Annotated in this window: 18 protein-coding genes; 9 read left to right on the forward strand and 9 right to left on the reverse strand. The window is 70.4% G+C overall.

Annotation, left to right across the window (positions count from 1 at the left end):
- Positions 1-30: 30 nt before the first annotated feature.
- Positions 31-243: a hypothetical protein gene (locus tag BJ993_RS19800; RefSeq protein ID WP_036542221.1), complete on the reverse strand. Its 213-nt coding sequence runs from the start codon at positions 241-243 to the stop codon at positions 31-33.
- An 83-nt stretch (positions 244-326) separates the two neighbouring features.
- On the opposite strand from BJ993_RS19800, the gene BJ993_RS19805 reads away from it, so the two are divergent.
- The gene (locus tag BJ993_RS19805) at positions 327-1,316 is read left to right on the forward strand and encodes a carbohydrate kinase family protein (protein ID WP_373366956.1); all 990 of its coding nucleotides are present in this window, start codon (positions 327-329) and stop codon (positions 1,314-1,316) included.
- Between the two features lie 9 nt (positions 1,317-1,325).
- Here the strand turns inward: BJ993_RS19805 and BJ993_RS19810 are convergent, their stop codons facing one another.
- Together BJ993_RS19810 and BJ993_RS19815 are read right to left on the reverse strand one after the other, a co-directional pair.
- Positions 1,326-1,559 carry a sulfurtransferase TusA family protein gene (locus tag BJ993_RS19810; protein ID WP_179650767.1) on the reverse strand — a complete coding sequence of 78 codons (234 nt, stop codon included), beginning with the start codon at positions 1,557-1,559 and terminating at the stop codon, positions 1,326-1,328.
- Positions 1,556-2,674: a cysteine desulfurase family protein gene (locus BJ993_RS19815; RefSeq protein WP_179650769.1), complete on the reverse strand. Its 1,119-nt coding sequence runs from the start codon at positions 2,672-2,674 to the stop codon at positions 1,556-1,558. Before BJ993_RS19815 ends, BJ993_RS19810 begins: the two co-directional genes overlap by 4 nt.
- A 138-nt stretch (positions 2,675-2,812) precedes the next feature.
- Here BJ993_RS19815 and ctaC point away from each other — a divergent pair, with 138 nt between their 5' ends.
- The 4 genes from ctaC (at position 2,813) to BJ993_RS19835 (ending at position 7,109) form a co-directional block, all read left to right on the forward strand.
- Positions 2,813-3,685 (forward strand): aa3-type cytochrome oxidase subunit II, encoded by an 873-nt coding sequence (gene ctaC / locus BJ993_RS19820; protein WP_051931736.1) that lies wholly within the window; start codon positions 2,813-2,815, stop codon positions 3,683-3,685.
- Positions 3,682-5,373, forward strand: a complete 1,692-nt coding sequence (gene ctaD / locus BJ993_RS19825) for an aa3-type cytochrome oxidase subunit I (protein ID WP_036542226.1) — start codon at positions 3,682-3,684, stop codon at positions 5,371-5,373. The genes ctaC and ctaD overlap by 4 nt, the downstream gene beginning before the upstream one ends.
- A complete protein-coding gene (locus BJ993_RS19830; protein ID WP_036542229.1) occupies positions 5,373-5,789 on the forward strand; it encodes a cytochrome c oxidase subunit 4 in 417 nt (138 codons plus the stop codon). Before ctaD ends, BJ993_RS19830 begins: the two co-directional genes overlap by 1 nt.
- A 114-nt stretch (positions 5,790-5,903) precedes the next feature.
- Positions 5,904-7,109, forward strand: coding sequence for a L,D-transpeptidase (locus BJ993_RS19835; protein ID WP_308645644.1), 1,206 nt, complete (start codon positions 5,904-5,906; stop codon positions 7,107-7,109).
- Positions 7,110-7,336: 227 nt separating this feature from the next.
- Here BJ993_RS19835 and qcrB read toward each other — a convergent pair whose 3' ends face one another.
- The 4 genes from qcrB to ctaE form a co-directional block, all read right to left on the reverse strand.
- Positions 7,337-9,046: a cytochrome bc1 complex cytochrome b subunit gene (gene qcrB / locus BJ993_RS19840; protein WP_242530604.1), complete on the reverse strand. Its 1,710-nt coding sequence runs from the start codon at positions 9,044-9,046 to the stop codon at positions 7,337-7,339.
- A 1-nt stretch (position 9,047) separates the two neighbouring features.
- The gene (gene qcrA, locus BJ993_RS19845; protein ID WP_036542235.1) at positions 9,048-10,148 is read right to left on the reverse strand and encodes a cytochrome bc1 complex Rieske iron-sulfur subunit; all 1,101 of its coding nucleotides are present in this window, start codon (positions 10,146-10,148) and stop codon (positions 9,048-9,050) included.
- Positions 10,145-11,047, reverse strand: coding sequence for a cytochrome bc1 complex diheme cytochrome c subunit (gene qcrC / locus BJ993_RS19850; protein ID WP_242530605.1), 903 nt, complete (start codon positions 11,045-11,047; stop codon positions 10,145-10,147). The genes qcrA and qcrC overlap by 4 nt, the downstream gene beginning before the upstream one ends.
- A gap of 76 nt (positions 11,048-11,123) precedes the next feature.
- A complete protein-coding gene (gene ctaE / locus BJ993_RS19855) occupies positions 11,124-11,777 on the reverse strand; it encodes an aa3-type cytochrome oxidase subunit III (protein ID WP_179650773.1) in 654 nt (217 codons plus the stop codon).
- A gap of 126 nt (positions 11,778-11,903) precedes the next feature.
- Here ctaE and BJ993_RS19860 point away from each other — a divergent pair, with 126 nt between their 5' ends.
- From BJ993_RS19860 to BJ993_RS19875, 4 genes are all read left to right on the forward strand, one after another.
- Complete coding sequence (locus tag BJ993_RS19860) at positions 11,904-12,860, forward strand: cytochrome c oxidase assembly protein (RefSeq protein ID WP_242530606.1); 957 nt, start codon at positions 11,904-11,906, stop codon at positions 12,858-12,860.
- A 10-nt stretch (positions 12,861-12,870) separates the two neighbouring features.
- A complete protein-coding gene (locus BJ993_RS19865) occupies positions 12,871-13,272 on the forward strand; it encodes an Rv3143 family two-component system response regulator (protein ID WP_051931745.1) in 402 nt (133 codons plus the stop codon).
- Positions 13,273-13,280: 8 nt separating this feature from the next.
- A complete protein-coding gene (gene trpD / locus BJ993_RS19870) occupies positions 13,281-14,303 on the forward strand; it encodes an anthranilate phosphoribosyltransferase (protein WP_036542241.1) in 1,023 nt (340 codons plus the stop codon).
- Between the two features lie 166 nt (positions 14,304-14,469).
- Entirely contained in the window at positions 14,470-16,854 is a 2,385-nt protein-coding gene (locus tag BJ993_RS19875) for a hypothetical protein (RefSeq protein WP_179650775.1), read from the forward strand.
- A 21-nt stretch (positions 16,855-16,875) separates the two neighbouring features.
- On the opposite strand, the gene BJ993_RS19880 is transcribed toward BJ993_RS19875, so the two are convergent.
- Positions 16,876-17,154 carry an Lrp/AsnC family transcriptional regulator gene (locus BJ993_RS19880; RefSeq protein WP_036542247.1) on the reverse strand — a complete coding sequence of 93 codons (279 nt, stop codon included), beginning with the start codon at positions 17,152-17,154 and terminating at the stop codon, positions 16,876-16,878.
- Positions 17,151-18,863 carry a DEDD exonuclease domain-containing protein gene (locus BJ993_RS19885; RefSeq protein ID WP_179650777.1) on the reverse strand — a complete coding sequence of 571 codons (1,713 nt, stop codon included), beginning with the start codon at positions 18,861-18,863 and terminating at the stop codon, positions 17,151-17,153. Before BJ993_RS19885 ends, BJ993_RS19880 begins: the two co-directional genes overlap by 4 nt.
- Positions 18,864-18,955: the final 92 nt, after the last annotated feature.

The raw sequence follows: 18,955 nt of genomic DNA on the forward strand, positions 1-18,955 counted from the left end.
GGCTTTCGCGTTGGCGTACTTGTTGGCGTACTAGTCGAGGTGCAGGTGCAGCGCGTTGGCCAGGCGCTGCGCGGCCTCGGAGATCTGGATCTCCCGCTTGCCGGTCTCGCGGGGCTGCTCGTCGAAGTGGAGGCTGGGGGCGGGGCGGGTGGCCTTCACCGCGGCGTGCTCGAGGCGACGGCTGACCGCCTCGCAGTCGGCGTGCAGGTCGCGGGGTGCGGCGATCTCCTCGTAGGGCGTCATGTCTCGACGCTAGGCGTTACCGAGGGGTAGACCCAGTGGTACCGGCCAGTACGACTGCAACGGCTCGGTTAATGTTCCGTGTCGTGACTGCACCCACGGGCTCCCTCCTCATCGCCGGCTCGATCGCGACCGACCACCTGATGACCTTCGGTGGCAAGTTCGCCGACTCCCTCGTCGTCGACCAGCTCGACAAGCTCTCGGTCTCCTTCCTGGTGAACGACCTCGAGATCCGCAGGGGAGGCGTGGCCCCGAACATGTGCTTCGGCCTGGCCCGGCTCGGCCTCCGGCCGGTGCTCGTGGGTGCCGCGGGCGAGGACTTCACCGACTACCGCTCCTGGCTCGAGCGCCACGGCGTCGACTGCGACTCGGTCCACATCTCCGAGAGCAAGCACACCGCCCGCTTCGTCTGCACCACCGACACCACGATGGCGCAGTTCGCGTCCTTCTACCCCGGCGCGATGAGCGAGGCGAGCCTGATCGAGCTCGCCCCGATCGTGGAGCGCGTCGGTGCGCCGACCTACGTCCTGATCGGCGCGGACGACCCGGCCGCGATGAAGCGGCACACCGAGGAGTGCCGCCAGCGCGGCTACCCGTTCATCGCCGACTGCTCCCAGCAGCTCGCCTTCGCCGAGGGCGACCTGATCCGCGACCTCATCGACGGCGCCGCGATCCTGTTCTCCAACGAGTACGAGTCGCACGTCATCGAGAAGAAGACCGGCTGGAGCGCCGAGGAGGTCCTCGCCAAGGTCGGGATCCAGGTCACCACCCTCGGCAAGGACGGCGTCCGGGTCACCTCCCAGGACGGCACCTCGTTCGAGATCCCGGCCGCGCAGGGCGTCGAGGCCGTCGAGCCGACCGGCGTCGGCGACGCCTTCCGGGCCGGCTTCCTCGCCGCGCTCTCCTGGGGCACCTCGCTCGAGCGGGCCGCGCAGGTCGGCTGCGTCCTGGCGGCGTACGTCGTCGAGACGGTGGGCACCCAGGAGTACGACTTCACGGTCGAGCAGTTCGTCGAGCGCGTGCGGGTGTCGTACGGCGACGAGGCCGCCGCCGAGGTCCAGAAGAACCTGGTCTGAGCGGCTCGCTCAGCCCAGGCGCCTGACCACGTAGCGCGGCGCACCGTCGTCGGTGAGCTCCTCGCCGACGTACTCCTGCCCGCGCAGGCGACACCACGCCGGCACGTCGTGGCGGGCGGCCGGGTCGCGGGCGACGACCGCGAGCAGGCCGCCCACCGGCACGTCCGGCAGGGCCTTCGCCAGCTCGATGATCGGCCGCGGGCAGGGCAGGTCGCGGCAGTCGATCTCGACGTCGGCGCTCACAGTCCGGCCCTCTCGCGGATCGTGGCCACCGCGTCCGCCAGCGCGGAGCAGAAGCCGTCGACCTGCTCGTCGGTCGTGTCGCGTGCCAGCGAGACCCGCACGTTGCCGTGGGTGAGCGCGCCCATCGCGGCGAGGACGTGGCTGGGCTCCAGCGTGGACGCCGTGCACGCCGACCCGCTGGCGACGCCGTAGCCGCGACGGGCCAGCTCGCCCACGATCTCGTCGCCGCCGGCGTAGAGCACCGAGAAGGTCACCAGGTGGGGGAGCCGGGCCGTCGGGTGGCCGACGACCTCCACGTCCGGCAGGGCAGCCGCCGCGGACCGGATCCGCTCGACCTGGGCGAACTGCCGCGCAGCCACCTCCGCGCGCTCGGCCAGCACGGCCTGGAGCGCGGCCGCGGCCGCCAGCGCGGCCGGGACGTCGGGGAAGCCGCCCATGTCGTCGAGCCCGTCGTCGCCGGGGAAGGGGTTCGTCCAGCGGGTGCCCCTGCGCACGGCCAGGACCCCGACGCCCGCCGGACCGCCCCACTTGTGCGCGGACGCCGTCAGTGCGTCCCACCGGGTGGGCAGGTCGACGTGCCCGAGGGCGGCCGCCGCGTCCACCAGCAGGGGTACGACGCCCGGCAGGTCGACCTCGTCGACGGGCTGCAGTGTCCCGACCTCCTGGTTGGCGGCCTGCAGCGCCACGGCGCCGACCCCGTGGGCCCCCGCGGCGGCGGCGAGGGCGGCCAGGTCCACGACGCCGTACGCGTCGACCGGGACCGACGCGTGGACGGGGGAGTCGCGCCACTGGGCGGCATGCAGCACGGCGGAGTGCTCGACCGCACTGTGGACGATCCCGTCCCGACCCGTGGCCGCCGTCAGGCCCAGCAGGCCGCGGTGGACGGCGTCGGTCCCGGAGGCGGTGAAGCCGACCTCGTCCGGGCGCACGCCGAGGCACTCGGCGACGACCGCCCGGGCGTTGTCGAGGAGCAGCCGTGCGTCGCGTCCGGCCCCATGGAGGCGGCGCGGGTCGGCGTACCCGCGATCGAGGGCGGCGAGCAGGGTGTCGCGCGCGGCGGGGTGCAGCCGGGTCGAGGACGCGCTGTCGAGGTAGACCTCGGGTGTGCTGCTCACAACCCGACCATAGAACCACGCCCGGGCAAGCGCGGGACGAGGCCGCGATGGTCCGAAACCACCCACCCGGCGCGGCGATCGGGGTCGCACTCCGCTAGTGTTCGCAATTGTTCTGACCCTCGAGAGGAAGGCTCGTTCGTGGGCTGGTGGCACCCCGAGCGTTCACGGGCGCAGCGACGATTCCGTCGTGCGATCCCGATCGCCGGATTCGTCGTACTCGCGACCGCGTTGTCTGGTTGCTCCACCGACTCCCAGTGGGAGCGGGTCGGCATGCCCGAGATCGTCACCGTGCAGGGTGAGCACATCCTGCAGCTGTGGCAGGGCGCGTGGATCGCGGCCCTGGTCACCGGTGTGATCACGTGGGCGCTGATCATCGGTGTCCCGATCTGGTTCCGTCGTCGCAGCGACGACGAGGTGCCGGTCCAGACGCGCTACAACCTGCCGATCGAGATCTTCTACACGATCTTCCCGGTCATCATGGTGATCGCGTTCTTCTCGCACACGGTGCGGGTCCAGAACGTCGCGTTGGAGATGGTGGACGACCCCGACGTCGTGGTGGAGGTCGTCGGCCAGAAGTGGTCGTGGACGTTCAACTACCCCGACACCGAGGCCGCCGGCGGCAAGAACGTCTTCGTCTCCGGCACCGGTGAGGACATCCCGCAGCTGGTGATCCCGGTCGACAAGACGATCGAGTTCGACCTCTACAGCCCCGACGTGATCCACAACTTCGGCATCCCGGCCTTCGCGATGCGCATGGACGTGGTCCCGGGCAACGACAACGCGTACCAGGTCACCCCGACCGAGACCGGCGTCTTCGACGGCAAGTGCTACGAGCTCTGTGGCGCCTACCACTCGCGGATGCTGTTCACGGTCAAGGTCGTGACCGAGGCCGAGTACGAGGCGTACCTCGAGAAGCTCGCCGCCGACCCCGACCACGTCTCCGACGAGCCGGTCAAGGGTGGCGTCTACTCCGAGAACCTCATCAACCACGACGAGGAGGGCCACGAGTGACGGCCACGCTCGCCCGCAACGCTGACCTGACCGAGCGCAAGCCGCTCGGCAAGCAGCTCGTGCGGATCATGACGACGACCGATCACAAGCTGATCGGCAACCTCTACTTCGGCACCGCCATGGCCTGGTTCATCGCCGGCGGCATCATGGCGCTGCTCATCCGGTCCGAGCTGGCCTACCCGGGCAGCCAGATCGTCAACGAGGAGCTGTACAACCAGCTCTTCACCATGCACGGCACGATCATGCTGCTGCTGTTCGCGACGCCGCTGTTCTTCGGCTTCGGCAACGCGATCATGCCGCTGCAGATCGGTGCGCCCGACGTCGCGTTCCCGCGCCTGAACATGTTCAGCTACTGGCTGTACCTGTTCGGTGGGCTCATCGCCGGCGCCGGCTTCCTCACCCCGCAGGGTGCGGCCTCGTTCGGCTGGTTCGCCTACACGCCGCTGTCCGACTCGGTCAACAGCCCCGGCGTGGGTGGCGACCTGTGGATCATGGGCTTGTGGATGGGTGGTCTCGGCACCATCCTCGGCGCGGTCAACTTCATCACCACGATCATCTGCATGCGTGCGCCCGGCATGACCATGTTCCGGATGCCGATCTTCGTCTGGACCGTGCTGATCACCGCGATCCTCGTGCTGATCGCGTTCCCGATCCTGGCCGGCGCGCTGCTCTCGCTCGAGGCGGACCGCCAGCTCGGCGCCCACGTGTTCGACACCTCGCACGGTGGCGCGATCCTGTGGCAGCACCTGTTCTGGTTCTTCGGGCACCCCGAGGTCTACATCATCGCGCTGCCGTTCTTCGGCATCATCTCCGAGATCCTGCCGGTCTTCAGCCGCAAGCCGATCTTCGGCTACATCGGCCTGGTCGGCGCGACCCTCGGCATCGCGATCCTGTCGGTCGCCGTGTGGGCCCACCACATGTTCGTCACCGGAGCGGTCAACCTCGCGTTCTTCTCCGGCATGACCTTCCTCATCGCCGTCCCGACCGGCGTGAAGTTCTTCAACTGGATCGGGACGATGTGGGGCGGGTCAGTACGCATGGACACCCCCATGCTCTGGTCGATCGGCTTCCTCACCACCTTCCTCTTCGGTGGCCTGACCGGCATCATCCTGGCCAGCCCGCCGCTCGACTTCCACGTCTCCGACTCCTACTTCGTGGTGGCGCACTTCCACTACACGGTGTTCGGCACGGTCGTGTTCGCGATGTTCGCCGGCTTCTACTTCTGGTGGCCCAAGCTCACCGGACGGATGCTCGACGAGCGCCTCGGCAAGATCCACTTCTGGCTGCTGTTCATCGGCTTCCACACCACCTTCCTCATCCAGCACTGGCTGGGCATCGAGGGCATGCCGCGTCGCTACGCCGACTACCTGCCGGGTGACAACTGGGAGTTCATGAACCAGGTCTCGACGATCGGCGCCTTCGTGCTGGCCTCGTCGCTCCTGCCGTTCTTCTACAACGTCTACGTCTCCCGCAAGGGCCCGCTGGTCAACACCGACGACCCGTGGGGCTGGGGTCGGTCGCTGGAGTGGGCGACGAGCTGCCCGCCGCCGCGCCACAACTTCCACTCGATCCCGCGGATCCGCTCGGAGTCCCCGGCGTTCGACCTCCACCACCCGGAGATCGCCGCGATCGAGATGTACGACGACGAGCCGGCCGTCGCGCTGGACAAGAAGGGAGCTGACGCCTGATGAAGATCGAGGCATGGATCTTCGGCGTGACCACGGTCTTCCTGGTCCTGGTCAGCCCCGCCTACTGGTTCATCACCGACGCCGGCGACTCCGGCGCCGACTGGACCGGCACCTCGGCGCTGGTCATGACCACGCTGCTGTGCGCGATGGTCACGCTCTACCTCGGCTTCCACGCCGGCCGGATGGACGCCCGTCCGGAGGACCGCAAGGACGGCGAGATCGCGGAGGGTGCCGGCGAGCTCGGCTTCTTCCCGCCGTACTCCTGGTGGCCGCTGTGGTGCGCCGCCACCCTGGGCATCATCGTCTTCGCGACGGCGGTGCTCGCCTGGTGGCTGATGATCATCGGCTTCGTGCTCGGCGCCCTCGCCGTCAGCGGCTGGATCTTCGAGTACTACCGCGGCGACTACGCCCACTGATCGACCGGGGCCCGGCCCCGACCTTGCACTGTTGGCGGTGTCACACATCAGGTGTGACACCGCCAACGTGCTTTTGAAACCGGTTTCCGAGGGAGCGCCAGTTACGATTTGGCGGTGTTCACGACCCTTCGCCGCTCCCGCCCCGTGCGCGGCCTCGCTGTGCTCTCGGTCCTGGCGGTGGCGGCGTCCGGCTGCGACGGCTCCGGCTTCACGCCCGGGGGCGGGGGAGACGACAGCCCCGAGACCACCGCTGCGGCCGTCGTCGAGGCCAAGCTCACGACCAACGTCAAGCCCGGCGCCACTGCCGTCCCGGTCAGCACCGTCCTGCGGGTCTCCGCGGTCGACGGCACGCTGAGCTCGGTCACCGTCTCGTCCAAGGCGGGCAAGATCACCGGCAGGATCGTCGACGGCACCCGCTGGGTGGCCAGTGAGCGGCTCGAGCCGGGCGCCCGCTACCGCATCCGCGCGGTGGCGGAGAACAGCGACGGCTCGACGGTCGAGAGCATCACCCCCTTCGCGACCCAGGCCCTCGGCCTCGACCAGCAGACCTACCCGTCCGTCGCGCCCCTGCAGGGCGAGACCGTGGGCGTCGGCATGCCGGTCATCGTCACCTTCGACCTGCCCGTCACCGACAAGGCGGCCTTCGAGAAGCACATGACCGTCACGGCGACGCCGAAGCAGGCCGGCTCCTGGCGGTGGGTGAGCTCGACGGAGGCGCACTGGCGCCCCAGGACGTACTGGAAGGCGGGCTCCAAGGTCAGCGTCGACGTCGACATCAACGGTGTCTCCGCCGGCGGAGGCATCTACGGCCAGGAGGACCGCGACGTCGACTTCGAGGTCGGCGACGCCCACATCTACAAGGTCAACGCCAGGACCCACCAGATGAAGGTCTTCGAGAACGGCAAGCTGCTGCGCACGCTGCCGATCACCACCGGCAAGCCCGGCTTCACCACCCGCTCGGGCGTGAAGGTGATCATGGAGAAGTTCGAGACCCGCCGGATGAACTCCGAGACGGTGGGCATCCCCGCCGGATCGTCCGAGGCCTACGACATCGACGACGTGCGCTGGGCGATGCGCCTGACCAACTCCGGCGAGTTCATCCACGCCGCCCCGTGGTCGGTCGGGTCCCAGGGCTACGCCAACGTCTCCCACGGGTGCACCGGCATGAGCACCGAGAACGCCGGCTGGCTCTACTCCATCTCGCGCCGCGGCGACGTCGTCGAGTACGTCGGCACGGACCGCCCGATGGAGCCCGACAACGGCTACGGCGACTGGAACATCTCCTGGGCCAGCTACCAGGCGGACTCCGCGCTTGGCTGATCCCCCTGCCGCTCAGGCCGCAGGAGGGCCCCACAGCGCCGCTGACGTCACGTCAGCGGCGCTGAGTGCTCTCCGGGGTCGCCGAGCGGCCCTCTGCAAGCCTCTCCGCCCTTCCCCGGCACGGGAACGCATCGAGGCCCTCCCGGGCCCGTCAGCGGCCGAACAGGTGCCGGAAATGCCCGAAGGGCGCCGCTCCCGGTGGGGGAGCGGCGCCCTTCGGCGGTGAATCAGTGGCCCTCGGTGGGACCGTGCCGGTTCGGGCCGGCGGCGATCTGCGACTCCAGCTCGTGCAGCTCGTGCTCGGCGTGGTGTTGGGCGTCGTGCAGCTCCTCGGCCGTGGGCTTCTGCACGTTGTCGGCGAAGAACGCCGCCTGCAGCCTGGCCCGCAGCTTGCGGAGGCGCACCTGGCGGCCCGCCAGGCCCGACGCCTCGATCTCCTCGACCGTCTCCGGCGTCGGGTCGTCGTCCCGGGCCGTGAGCGTGTACGCCTTGGCCGCGGGGAGCGGCAGGTGCTTCTCGGCGTACGCACCCTCGGGGGAGCGGACCAGCACGCCCGACTCGTAGCCGTGGAGCAGCTTCTCCTCATCGTGGCGCTGCAGCGAGATGCACCAGCGCTTGGTGATGATGAAGGCGATGACCGGGCCGATGAAGACCGCTCCGCGCATGAAGTACGTGATCTGGTTGATGCTCAGGTGCATCTTGATCGCGATGATGTCGTTGCCGCCCGCGGCCCAGGACAGGCCGTAGAAGGTCATCAGCGCGACCATGATCGCGGTCCGCGTCGGGGCGTTGCGCGGGCGCTGCAGCAGGTGGTGCTCCCGCTTGTCGCCGGTGATCCACGACTCCAGGAACGGCAGCGCGATCAGGACCATCAGCATCAGCGGCGGCATCACGAGGATCGGCAGCATGACGTTCCACGAGATCGTCACGCCGAAGATGTGCGTCTCCCACGCGGGGATGATGCGCAGCAGGCCGTCGGGCCAGCCCATGTACCAGTCGGGCTGCGAGCCCGCGGTCACCTTCGACGGGTCGTAGGGGCCGAACTTCCAGACCGGGTTCAGCGAGAACAGGCCACCCAGCAGGGTGATCACGCCGAACACGATGAAGAAGAAGCCGCCGGCCTTGGCGGCGTACACGGGGAGCATCGGGTAGCCGACGACGTTCTCCTCGGTGCGGCCGGGACCAGGCCACTGCGTGTGCTTGTGGTAGACGAGCAGCAGCATGTGGGCGGCGACCAGGCCGAGCAGGATGCCCGGGATCAGCAGGATGTGCATGACGTAGAACCGCGGGATGATCGAGTCACCCGGGAACTCGCCTCCGAAGAGGAAGAACGACATGTAGCTGCCGACGACGGGGGAGGCCTTCATGAAGCCGTCCGCCGCCCGGACGCCGGTGCCCGAGAGCAGGTCGTCGGGGAGCGAGTAGCCGGTGAAGCCCTCGATCGTGCCGAGGAGCAGCAGCAGGCAGCCGATCACCCAGTTGAGCTCGCGCGGCTTGCGGAACGCGCCCGTGAAGTAGACGCGGAGCATGTGGATCATCATCGAGGCGATGAAGATCATCGCCGCCCAGTGGTGCATCTGCCGCATGAGCAGACCGCCGCGGACGTCGAACGAGATGTGCAGCGCGGAGTTCATCGCCGACGACATGTGCACGCCGCGCAGCGGGTCGTAGGCGCCGTCGTACTGGACCTCGGTCATGCTCGGGTCGAACCAGAGCGTCAGGAAGACGCCGGTCAGCAGCAGGACGACGAAGCTCCACAGCGCGATCTCGCCGAGCATGAAGGACCAGTGGTCCGGGAAGACCTTGCGCAGGTTCTTCTTCATCGCGGTGCCGAGGCCGAGGCGCTCGTCCGCCCAGGTGGCGATCGCTCCCGCGGCCTTCGGGCCCTTGCCGGCGGGGGCCGGCGTGGTGCCGTTGGTCGTGGCGACCTTGCTCATGTCACCAACGGTCATAGTAGTCACGCTCCCAGAAGCTCGGGCCGACCGGCTCGTCGAAGTCACTCTGTGCGACCAGGTAGCCCTCGTCGTCGATCGCGATCGGCAGCTGCGGCAGCGGCCGGCCGGCGGGGCCGAACACCACCTTGCCGGAGTCGGCGAGGTCGAAGGTGGACTGGTGGCAGGGGCAGAGCAGGTGGTGCGTCGTCCGCTCGTTCAGCGAGATCGGGCAACCCACGTGGGTGCAGATCTTGGAGTAGGCCACGATGCCCTGGACGTCCCAGTTCTCGCGGCTGTTGCCCTTGGCGTCCTTGCCCGGCTTGATGTCGTTGGGATCCATCCGGAGGAGGACCAGCGACGCCTTGGACTTGTGGACCTGGAGGTTGACGCCCTCGACCTCGATCGGGTCGATGTCGTAGCGCTCTGGGTTGTGGAGGGCGTCGGGCTGGCAGTTGACCAGGTCGCCGATCTCCAGGTCGGAGGCGAGGATCGGCGTCCAGATGCCGTCGCGCACGATGCGCATCGGCTTGTCCGCGGTGCCCTCGCCCCAGATCGTGTGGTACAGCTTCTTGCCCGGCAGCGGACCGAGGTCGCGCAGCAGGACGACGGCCGGGAGGCCGAGGAGGCCGACCGCGCCGAGCAGCGAGTTGCGGATCAGGGGCCGGCGCGCGATGCCCGACTCCTCGATGCCGACGGTCAGCGCGTTGACGGTGGCCTCGCGGTCCTCGTCGCTCGAGCGGGCCGGGTGGCGCAGCTCGGAGATCTCGTGGTCGCCCATGAGCTTGCGTGCCCAGTGGATGACCCCGACGCCGATCAGCAGGAGGGCCAGGCCGAGGGTCGCGCCCAGCGCCATCGTCGAGGCGCCGAAACCGGCGACGACGTGCCAGTTGTCACCGATGTCGAGGGTGAAGTACGAGACAAGGAACAGGATGACGCAGACGGCCGAGAGGCCGAACAGCGCCGCGACCTGGCGCTCGGCGCGCTTCTCCTTGGCCGGGTCGACGTCGGTCGGTCGCCACTGGTGCTCGGGCAGGCCCGGGTCGGCGATCGGGCCGACGGTCGCCAGCTCTCCGCCGTGCTCGTCGTTGTTGTGTGCGTCGCTCACGCTGCCGCCTCGTCCTTCTTCTTGCTCGAGCGGGTGGTGTGGGCCGCGATCCAGACCGCGAAGCCGACGAGGACGCCGATGCCGCCGAGCCACGCGATGATGCCCTCGCTCACGGGGCCGAGGCCGCCGAGGGTGAAGCCGCTGTAGCTCGGGGCGTCGTCGAGGGTCTCGAGGTAGGCGATGACGGCCTTCTTGTCCTCGGGCGGGATGTTGCCGTCGGAGAAGGTGTCCATCGACTGCGGGCCGGTCAGCATCGCCTCGTAGATGTGCTTCGAGTCGACGCCGCGGATCTTGGGGGCGAAGCCGCCGCGCGGCATGGCGCCGCCGGAGCCCTCGAAGTTGTGGCACGCGGTGCAGTTGGCCAGGAAGATCTGGCCGCCGCGGACCACGAGGAGCTCGCGGTCGGCGTCGTCCTGCTTGCCGTCGCCGTTGAGGTCGCCGGGGTTCTCGGTGTCGTAGAGGTCACCGTCCGGGATGGCCGGACCGGTGCCGAGCGAGGCGACGTACGCCGCCAGCGCGGCGATCTCCTCGTCGTTGTAGACGACCTCCTTGCGGGGCGCCTGGGCGCCCGGCTGGGCCATCGGCATGCGTCCGGTGCCGACCTGGAAGTCGACGGCGGCGGCACCGACGTCGGTCAGGGCCGGACCGTACTGGGAGCCGCCCTGGGTCAGGACGCCCTCACCGTTCTGGCCGTGGCAGAAGGCGCAGCCGACGAGGAAGAGCTCGCGGCCCTCCTTGACCAGCTCCTCCTGGTCGGCGTTCGAGTCGGCCTGGGCCGGCGCGAAGGCGGCGTACAGGCCACCGGTCAGCAGCAGGCCGAGCACCAGCACCACCAGGCCGGCGAGCGGGCCGCGGCGGTGTCGTGACAGACGTCCGGCGGATCGGTTCAGGAGTCGCACAATCAGTCCTTGAGGTCCAGGCATGCGTGGTTCGGAGCGGCGGGGTGGATCGGATGGGTCATCGCGGTCGCGAACCTCACTTGATCAGGTAGATCGTCGCGAACAGGCCGATCCAGACCACGTCGACGAAGTGCCAGTAGTACGAGACGACGATCGCGCTGACCGCCTGCTCGTGGGTGAACCGGCGGGCGACGTAGGTGCGGCCGAGCACGAAGAGGAAGGCGATCAGACCGCCGGTCACGTGGATCCCGTGGAAGCCGGTCGTGAGGTAGAACATCGTGCCGTAGCCGTCGTGCGGGATCGTGACGCCCTCGTGGATCAGCTCGGCGTACTCCAGCGCCTGGCCGCCGACGAAGATGGCGCCCATGACGTAGGTCAGGATGAACCACTCGCGCAGGCCCCACTTGCCGACCTGCAGCAGCGTGCCGGTCCGTCCGACCTGCCCGCGCTCGGCCGCGAAGACGCCGAACTGGCAGGTGAAGGACGACAGCACGAGGATCGTGGTGTTGATGCTCGCGAACGGCACGTTGAGCAGGTCGGTGTTCTCCGCCCACATCTCCGGCGAGACCGACCGGATCGTGAAGTACGACGCGAAGAGCGCCGCGAAGAACATGAGCTCGCTGGACAGCCAGATGATGGTTCCGACCGCCACCATGCTGGGTCGGTCGTGCTGGCCGTGCAGGCGCGAGGCAGGAAGAGATGCCGAAGCTGAGATCGCCACGGGCGCCATTATGGCGGTAACCGTCGGTGACGGCATCCCGACCCCCCGTTATGGGCGGTCACCACCGCCCGCCTACGCTCGATCGGGTTGCAAAACGCGCCCGGAGCCGGGTGTGGCAGGTCGAGGAGGTGGCTGGTGGGACTGGTGATGACCGTCGCCGCGGCCGCCGAGGACCTGCCGCGGTTCGACGCGGGGGCGCTCGTGTCCCAGTGGGGGCTCGCGCCGCTGCCGCTCGTGGTGACGGTCTGGGCGACCGGTCTCTACGTCCTCGGGGTGGTCACGCTGCACCGCCGCGGCGACTCGTGGCCGGTCGGGCGGTCCATCGCCTGGGGCATCGGCATGCTGGCGTTCTACGTCGCGACCTCGTCGGGCCTCGCGGCCTACGACACGGTCCTGATCAGCGTCCACATGGTCCAGCACATGGTGCTGTCGATGGTCGTGCCGCTCTCGCTCGCGCTCGGCGCGCCGGTGACGCTGGCCCTGCGCACGCTGCCCCGTCGGCCGCGCGGCTGGCTGCTCGCCGTACTCCACTCGCGGCTGGCCAAGGTGCTGGGCTTCCCGCCGCTGGCCTTCGGCCTCTACGTGATCTCGCCCTGGGCGCTCTACTTCTCCGGCTGGTACGAGGCGTCGCTGCGCTCGACCTACGTGCACGAGATGATGCACGTGCACCTCGTGGTGGTCGGCGCGCTCTTCTTCTGGCCGATCGTCGGGGCGGACCCGCTGCCCGGCCGGGTGCCGCACCTGTTCCGGCTGCTCCTCACCGTGATGACGCTGCCGTTCCACGCGTTCCTCGGAATCACGATCATGGGCCAGAAGACGCTGCTCGGCGGCGACTGGTACCCCTCCCTGCACGACGGGCCGATGGCCGCCTGGCTCCCGGACCCCCTCGAGGACCAGCACCTCGCCGGCGGCATCCTGTGGGCGGCCGGCGACCTGGTCGGCCTGTCCTTCTTCTTCGTGCTGTTCGCGCAGTGGGTGCGCGCCTCGATGAAGGAGGCCGAGCGCGAGGACCGGCGCCTGGACCGGCTCGAACGCCAGGAACGGCTCGCCGCGGCGCAGACCCGGCCACCGGGCAGCGCCGAGGCCGAGTAGCATCGCGCGGGTGAGCTCTCCGAAGTCTCTGAAGGTGCTCGTCTACAGCGACGACGTGCACACCCGCGAGCAGGTCATCCTGGCGCTGGGCCGTCGCCCGCACCCGGACCTGCCGGAGCTGGAGTACGTCGAGGTGGCGACCGAGCCGGTGGTGATCCAGCACATGGACGCCGGGTACCTCGCCCTGGCGATCCTCGACGGCGAGGCCGTCCCCGCGGGTGGCATGGGGATCGCCAAGCAGCTCAAGGACGAGATCTACGACTGCCCGCCGCTGCTGGTGCTCACCGGCCGGCCGCAGGACGCGTGGCTGGCGACCTGGTCGCGCGCCGACGCCGCGGTGCCGCACCCGATCGACCCGATCCAGCTGGCCGAGGCGGTCGTGTCGCTGCTGCGCGCCCGCGTGCCTGCCTGAGCGCCGCGATGACGTGGCCCGACGTCCTCGGCACACTCGTCGCCGGGGAGGACCTGACGCCTGCCCAGGCGACCTGGGCGATGGGGGAGATCCTCGCCGGCGAGGCCACCCCCGCGCAGATCGCCGGCTTCGTCGTCGCGCTGCGGGCCAAGGGCGAGACGATCGACGAGCTCACCGGTCTCGTCGACGCGATGTACGGCGTGATGACGCCGATCTCGGTGCCGGGCCGGCTCCTCGACGTCGTCGGCACGGGCGGTGACCGGTCCTTCTCCGTCAACATCTCGACGATGTCCGCGATCGTCGCGGCGGGCGCCGGCGCCCGCGTGGTCAAGCACGGCAACCGGTCCGCGTCCTCGCAGGCCGGCACCGCCGACGTGCTCGAGGCGCTCGGTGTCCGGCTCGACCTGCCGGCCGACCGGGTGGCCGAGGTCGCGACCGAGGCCGGCATCACCTTCTGCTTCGCGGCGGCCTTCCACCCGGCCATGCGGCACGCCGCCGTCCCGCGCCGCGAGCTCGGCATCGGCACCGCCTTCAACGTGCTGGGCCCCCTGGCCAACCCGACGAAGCCGGCCGCACAGGCCATCGGCTGCGCCGACCCGAGGCTCGCCCCCGTCATGGCCGGTGTCTTCGCCGCCCGCGGCGTCGACGCCTGGGTCTTCCGCGGCGACGACGGCCTCGACGAGCTGACGACCACCACGACGTCCTCGCTGTGGGTCGTCCACGAGGGCACCGTGACCACCGCGAAGGTCGACCCCGCGGCCTACGGCCTCGCCCCGGCGACCGCCGAGGACCTGAGGGGCGGCGACGCACAGCACAACGCCGGCGTCGTACGACGGTTGCTGGAGGGGGCGCCGGGCCCGGTGCGCGAGGCGGTCCTGCTCAACGCCGGCGCCGCGCTGGCCGTGTACGACGCCCCGGGCGGCGCCGTCGACGAGGCGCTGGCCGCGGGCATCCACCGCGCGGCCGAGGCGATCGACTCGGGAGCCGCTCAGGCGACGCTCGAGCGCTGGATCGCCGCCGCCTCGGCCTGATCCAGGCCTCCGGTCCGCGGCAGCCGCCTAGTCCCAAGTGACCAGAGGGAAGCGACCAATTCCGGTCCCGCGCTCGCCCGCGCTCGGCTAGCGTGCGAGTGCCGGCCCCGGGAGGACGTCCGACTGACGGGCGCGTGGTCGGCGTTCCGGGACCTTGGAGGGGATCGTGTCGATGCGTCGTGCCTGCCTGTCTGCGCTCATCTCGGCGGTGGGAGCATCCGCACTGGTGGCGCTGCCGCCGGCCGCCCCGGCCCGTGCCGACGTCGACACCTCGGCGGCTGCCCTCGCGCTCGACCTGCCCGCCGGCGTGACCGTGACCTCGCTGGCCGGCGCTCCCGCCAGCCGTGCGATCGCGGACACCGGTGTCGACCAGACCGTCGACTTCAACGACTTCCCGTCGCGCGGCTCGAGCTACCTGATGTTGTCGACCGGTGACGCCTCGAAGGTGTTCGAGGGCGTTCCGACGTCCCAGCTGAGCACCGACTTCGGTGATGACGGCGCGCCTGATGCGTCGAGCATCACGATCAAGGTCGCCGCTGGCACGCCCGGCGCGGGATGCCTCTTCGTCGACTTCGCCCTCGGCACCGAGGAGCCGACCGGCTACACGGCATCGACCCCGGACGACGCGCTCTCGATCGTCAAGGACGGCACCAACTACGCGTTGAACGCGGGCGACGGCTACTTCAGCCAGGACGACCCGGACACCACGGCGTCGCCTGACTGGCCGGAGTCCGGCAAGCCGCCGTACGAGGTCAACCAGGTCGACTACTGGCACCGCCCGGGCGACCCCCTGGACCCGATCCCCGGGACCGCCGAGGACCCGCGGCTCCCTGCCGTCACCGGGCTGAACCACGTGACGAGCCTGGACACGGCGCGCGTGCCACTGGACGTCAGCAGCGACCAGGAGGTCGTGGTCACGGTGACGGACGCGCCGACCGGGGCGAACGGCGACCTCGACTCGGTCGCCTTCGTCGACGACGTGCGTCTGGCGTCGAGCTGCGGCAACGGGATCGGCGTGGAGCCGAAGCCCGAGAACCAGGAGTCGCCCACCGCCTGCTGCGGCGTGATCCGCGGTGTCCGCGGCGTCGGCAACGCCCTCGTCTACGACCCGATCCCCTCGACCCCCGCGGTCGAGATGTACGACGCCCCGGGCGTCGAGGCGAACGGGTGGAGGTCGCCGTCCAACAAGCCGGTCGAGCTCCGCTTCCGCTGGTACCGGACCGCCTCGGGCTATCGCAACAACGGAAGCATGCGCGCGTGGACCGCGATCCCGAACGCGGACCGGCAGAGCTACGTGCCGACCTCGGTCGACAAGGGCAAGGTCCTCATCGTGCTGGTCACCGGCCTGGTCGACGGACGTCGTGCGGAGACCTTCCCGTCCACCAACGACGCCGCGACCTGGTACGTGACCCTGCAGATCGACCTCGGCACCTTCGTCGAGGGCGAGGCGCCCGTCATCAGCGGACCTGCGGACGGCTCGGCCGCGGTCGGGGAGACGCTGACGGCGCAGATCGGGGACACCGTCCCGCGACAGGACACCTACGACTGGCAGTGGTACGCCAAGGCGCCGGGCGCGTCCGGTCTCGGGTCCTCGATCTCGGGGGCGAACGGCCAGTCCATCACGCTCGGCGAGGCCCAGGCGGGCAAGGTGCTCACGGTCAGGGCAACCGCGAAGCGCGACCAGTTCGCCGACAAGACCTGGACCAGCCCCGAGTACGGCCCCATCGAGGCCCTGACGTGGGGAGCGACCGGGACGCCGTCGATCGTGGACGACGGCAGCCCGCAGGTCAACGACGTCGTGACCGTCGACCCCGGCGCCTGGGAGCCCACGCCCACGTCGTACAGCTATCAGTGGCGCCGCAACGGGCTGCCGATCAGCGGGGCCGTGTCCGGCAACTACACGCTGAAGGCTGCCGACGCCGGTGCGTCGATCACGGTCGACGTCTCGGGCGTGCGCACCGGATATGCCCAGGTGCCGAAGACCTCGGCCCCCATCACGCCCCAGGGCGCGACCATGGCGGGAGCCGTGCCGACCATCACCGGTACCCCGAAGGTGGGCGTGCGCCTGACCGGGGCCGTGAGCGGCTGGTCGCCCGTCGGGTCCTCCCTCACCTACCAGTGGTACGTGGGTGAGACCCAGGTCCAGAGCGGGACGAGCCGCTACTTCACGCCGCCGGCGAGCGCCGTCGGGCTACCCGTCACGCTGCGCGTGACCGGCACCAGGACGGGCTACGAGCCGCTGACCGTGCCGAGCGCGCCGACCGCTCCCGTGGCCAAGGGCGCGCTGGCGGTGGGCACCGTCCGGATGTCCGGGATCCTGCGCGTCGGCAACACCCTGCGCGCGTCGACTCCCTACTGGGGTCCGTCGCCGGTGAGCTTCAAGTACCGCTGGAAGATCGGCAGCGCCTACGTCGCGGCCCCGGCCGGCACCCGGTCCTACCTGAAGTTGCCCGCACGGGCCCGAGGCAAGCGCATCACCCTGGTCGTGACCGCGAGCAAGGCCGGCTACGGCTCGGTGACCAAGTCGGTCGTCAGCGCCGCCGTGCGCTGAGCCGGGCGTCGTCGCGCCGGGTCAGTCGAGGCCCAGCGAGAACGTCGCCTCGAGGTCGTGGCGCGAGTAGGCCCGGTAGGCGATGTGGGTCTCGGTGTCGACGACGCCGTCGACCTTGTTGAGGCGGTCGGAGACCACCGCGGCGATGTCGTCGTGGTTGCGGACGCGCACGAGCGCGATCAGGTCGATCTGGCCCGTGACGGAATAGACCTCGCTCACGCCGTCCAGCGCGGCGATGGCGGCGGCCACCTCGGGGATCCGCGCGGTCTCGGCCTGGACGAACACGATGGCGGTGATCATGGGGCCAGCGTAGTGAGCGCCACGTGGCGCGCGGCACCCTGGACCGGGCAGGTCCACTCGCCGACGACGTCCACCAGGCGCACGCCCGGCGCCTCGAGCCAACGCAGGATCCGCTCGGTCTCCTCCGCCGTGGCGGCGGGCGTCGGTCCGAGGGCGGGGAGCACCGTCTCGGCGGTGAGCCGCAGCGAGTCGACCCAGGTGAGCGCGTCGGCGCCGGACGGGATGACGCCGGCCGCTGCCAGTCGGCCGTGCCGCACGACGTGCACCGCCCAGCGGCCGTCGTCCTCGCGTCGCGCTGCGACGACCTCCGGACAGCCGGTCAGCGCGGCGAGTCGCTGCGTCCGGGCCGAGCCGCGGATGAAGTCGGCGAGCCGGTCGCGGTGGTGGGCCGCCTCCTCGAAGCGCTCCTGCTCGGCCAGCGCCGACATCCGGGCCTGCACGAGGTCGACCACGTCGTCGGGGCGGCGCAGGAGGGTGTCCTGCAGCTGGCGGACCACGGCGCCGTACGACTTCTCGTCGACGCTGCCGTCGCAGGGCGCCAGGCAACGGTCCATCTCGGCGAGCGCGCAGGGGGAGCGCGAGGGCTTCCTGCCGAACCGCTCGTTGCACTGACGGATCGGGAAGACCTCGTGCAGCGCGGCGAGCGAGCTCTCGGCGCTCGCGCGGGAGGAGAACGGCCCCACGTAGTCGGCGTCGTCGTCGAGCACCCGCTTGACGAGCGACAGCCGGGGCCACGGCTCGCGGGTGAGCTTGAGCCAGGTGACCTTCTCCGGGTGCCGCGAGCGACGGTTGTACGGCGGCTTGTGCTCCGCGATCAGCCGCAGCTCGCGCACCTCAGCCTCGAGCGGGGTCGCGCACTCGATCCCGGTCACGGAGGCCGCAAGCTGGACCATCTGCCCGATGCGGGTGCGCTTCTCCGAGGCCGTGAAGTAGGAGCGGACCCGGCGGCGCAGGTCGCGCGAGGTGCCGACGTAGAGGACCCGCTCGCGCTCGTCCCGGAAGAGGTAGACGCCCGGGGCGTGGGGGAGGGTGTCGGCGAGGTGGCGCTTGCGTCGCGACGCCGAGGCGACGCGCGCGTTGTAGCCCTGCAGCTCCTCGAGGGTGTGCACCCCGAGCCCACCGAGCCGCTCCATCAGCCCGTGCAGCACGTCGACGGTGGCGCGGGCGTCCTCGAGCGCTCGGTGGTTGGGCGTCGTCGACGCACGGAACACGCGCGCGAGCGACGACAGCTTGTGGTTGGGCGCCTCGTCGCGGCTGACGACGTGGCGGGCGAGCTTGACCGTGTCGAGGACCTCGAAGTCCGGCCACACCAGGTCCTGCTCCTGCGCGAAGTGGCGCAGGAAGCCGACGTCGAAACGGGCGTTGTGCGCGACCAGCACGCTGCCCGCGGCGAACTCGAGGAACGCCGGCAGGGCCGAGCGGATCGACGGCGCGTCGGCGACCATGCGGTTGGTGATGCCCGTCAGCACGGCGATGAACGCCGGGATCGCGGTGTGCGGGTTGACGAGGGTCTGGAACTCGCCGAGCACCTCGCCGCCGCGGACCTTGACGGCGCCGATCTCGGTGATCCGGTCACCGTCGCCGACCGATCCGCCGGTCGTCTCCAGGTCGACGACGCAGAAGGTGACGTCGCGCAGCGCTCGCCCGAGCTCGTCGAACGAGCGCTGCTCCTCCCACCGCGGGGCGGGGAGTGCAGCCGTCGAGGTCATGCCGATGACGGTAGGCGGTGGCACCGACGCAATCGCGCAGGCATCCCGGTCGCGGGTCGATTCCGGGGTTGTGTCGGCCCCTCCTGCCACGC

The sequence above is a fragment of the Nocardioides aromaticivorans genome, assembly GCF_013408525.1.
In the GTDB taxonomy this organism is placed as follows: Bacteria; Actinomycetota; Actinomycetes; order Propionibacteriales; family Nocardioidaceae; genus Nocardioides; species Nocardioides aromaticivorans.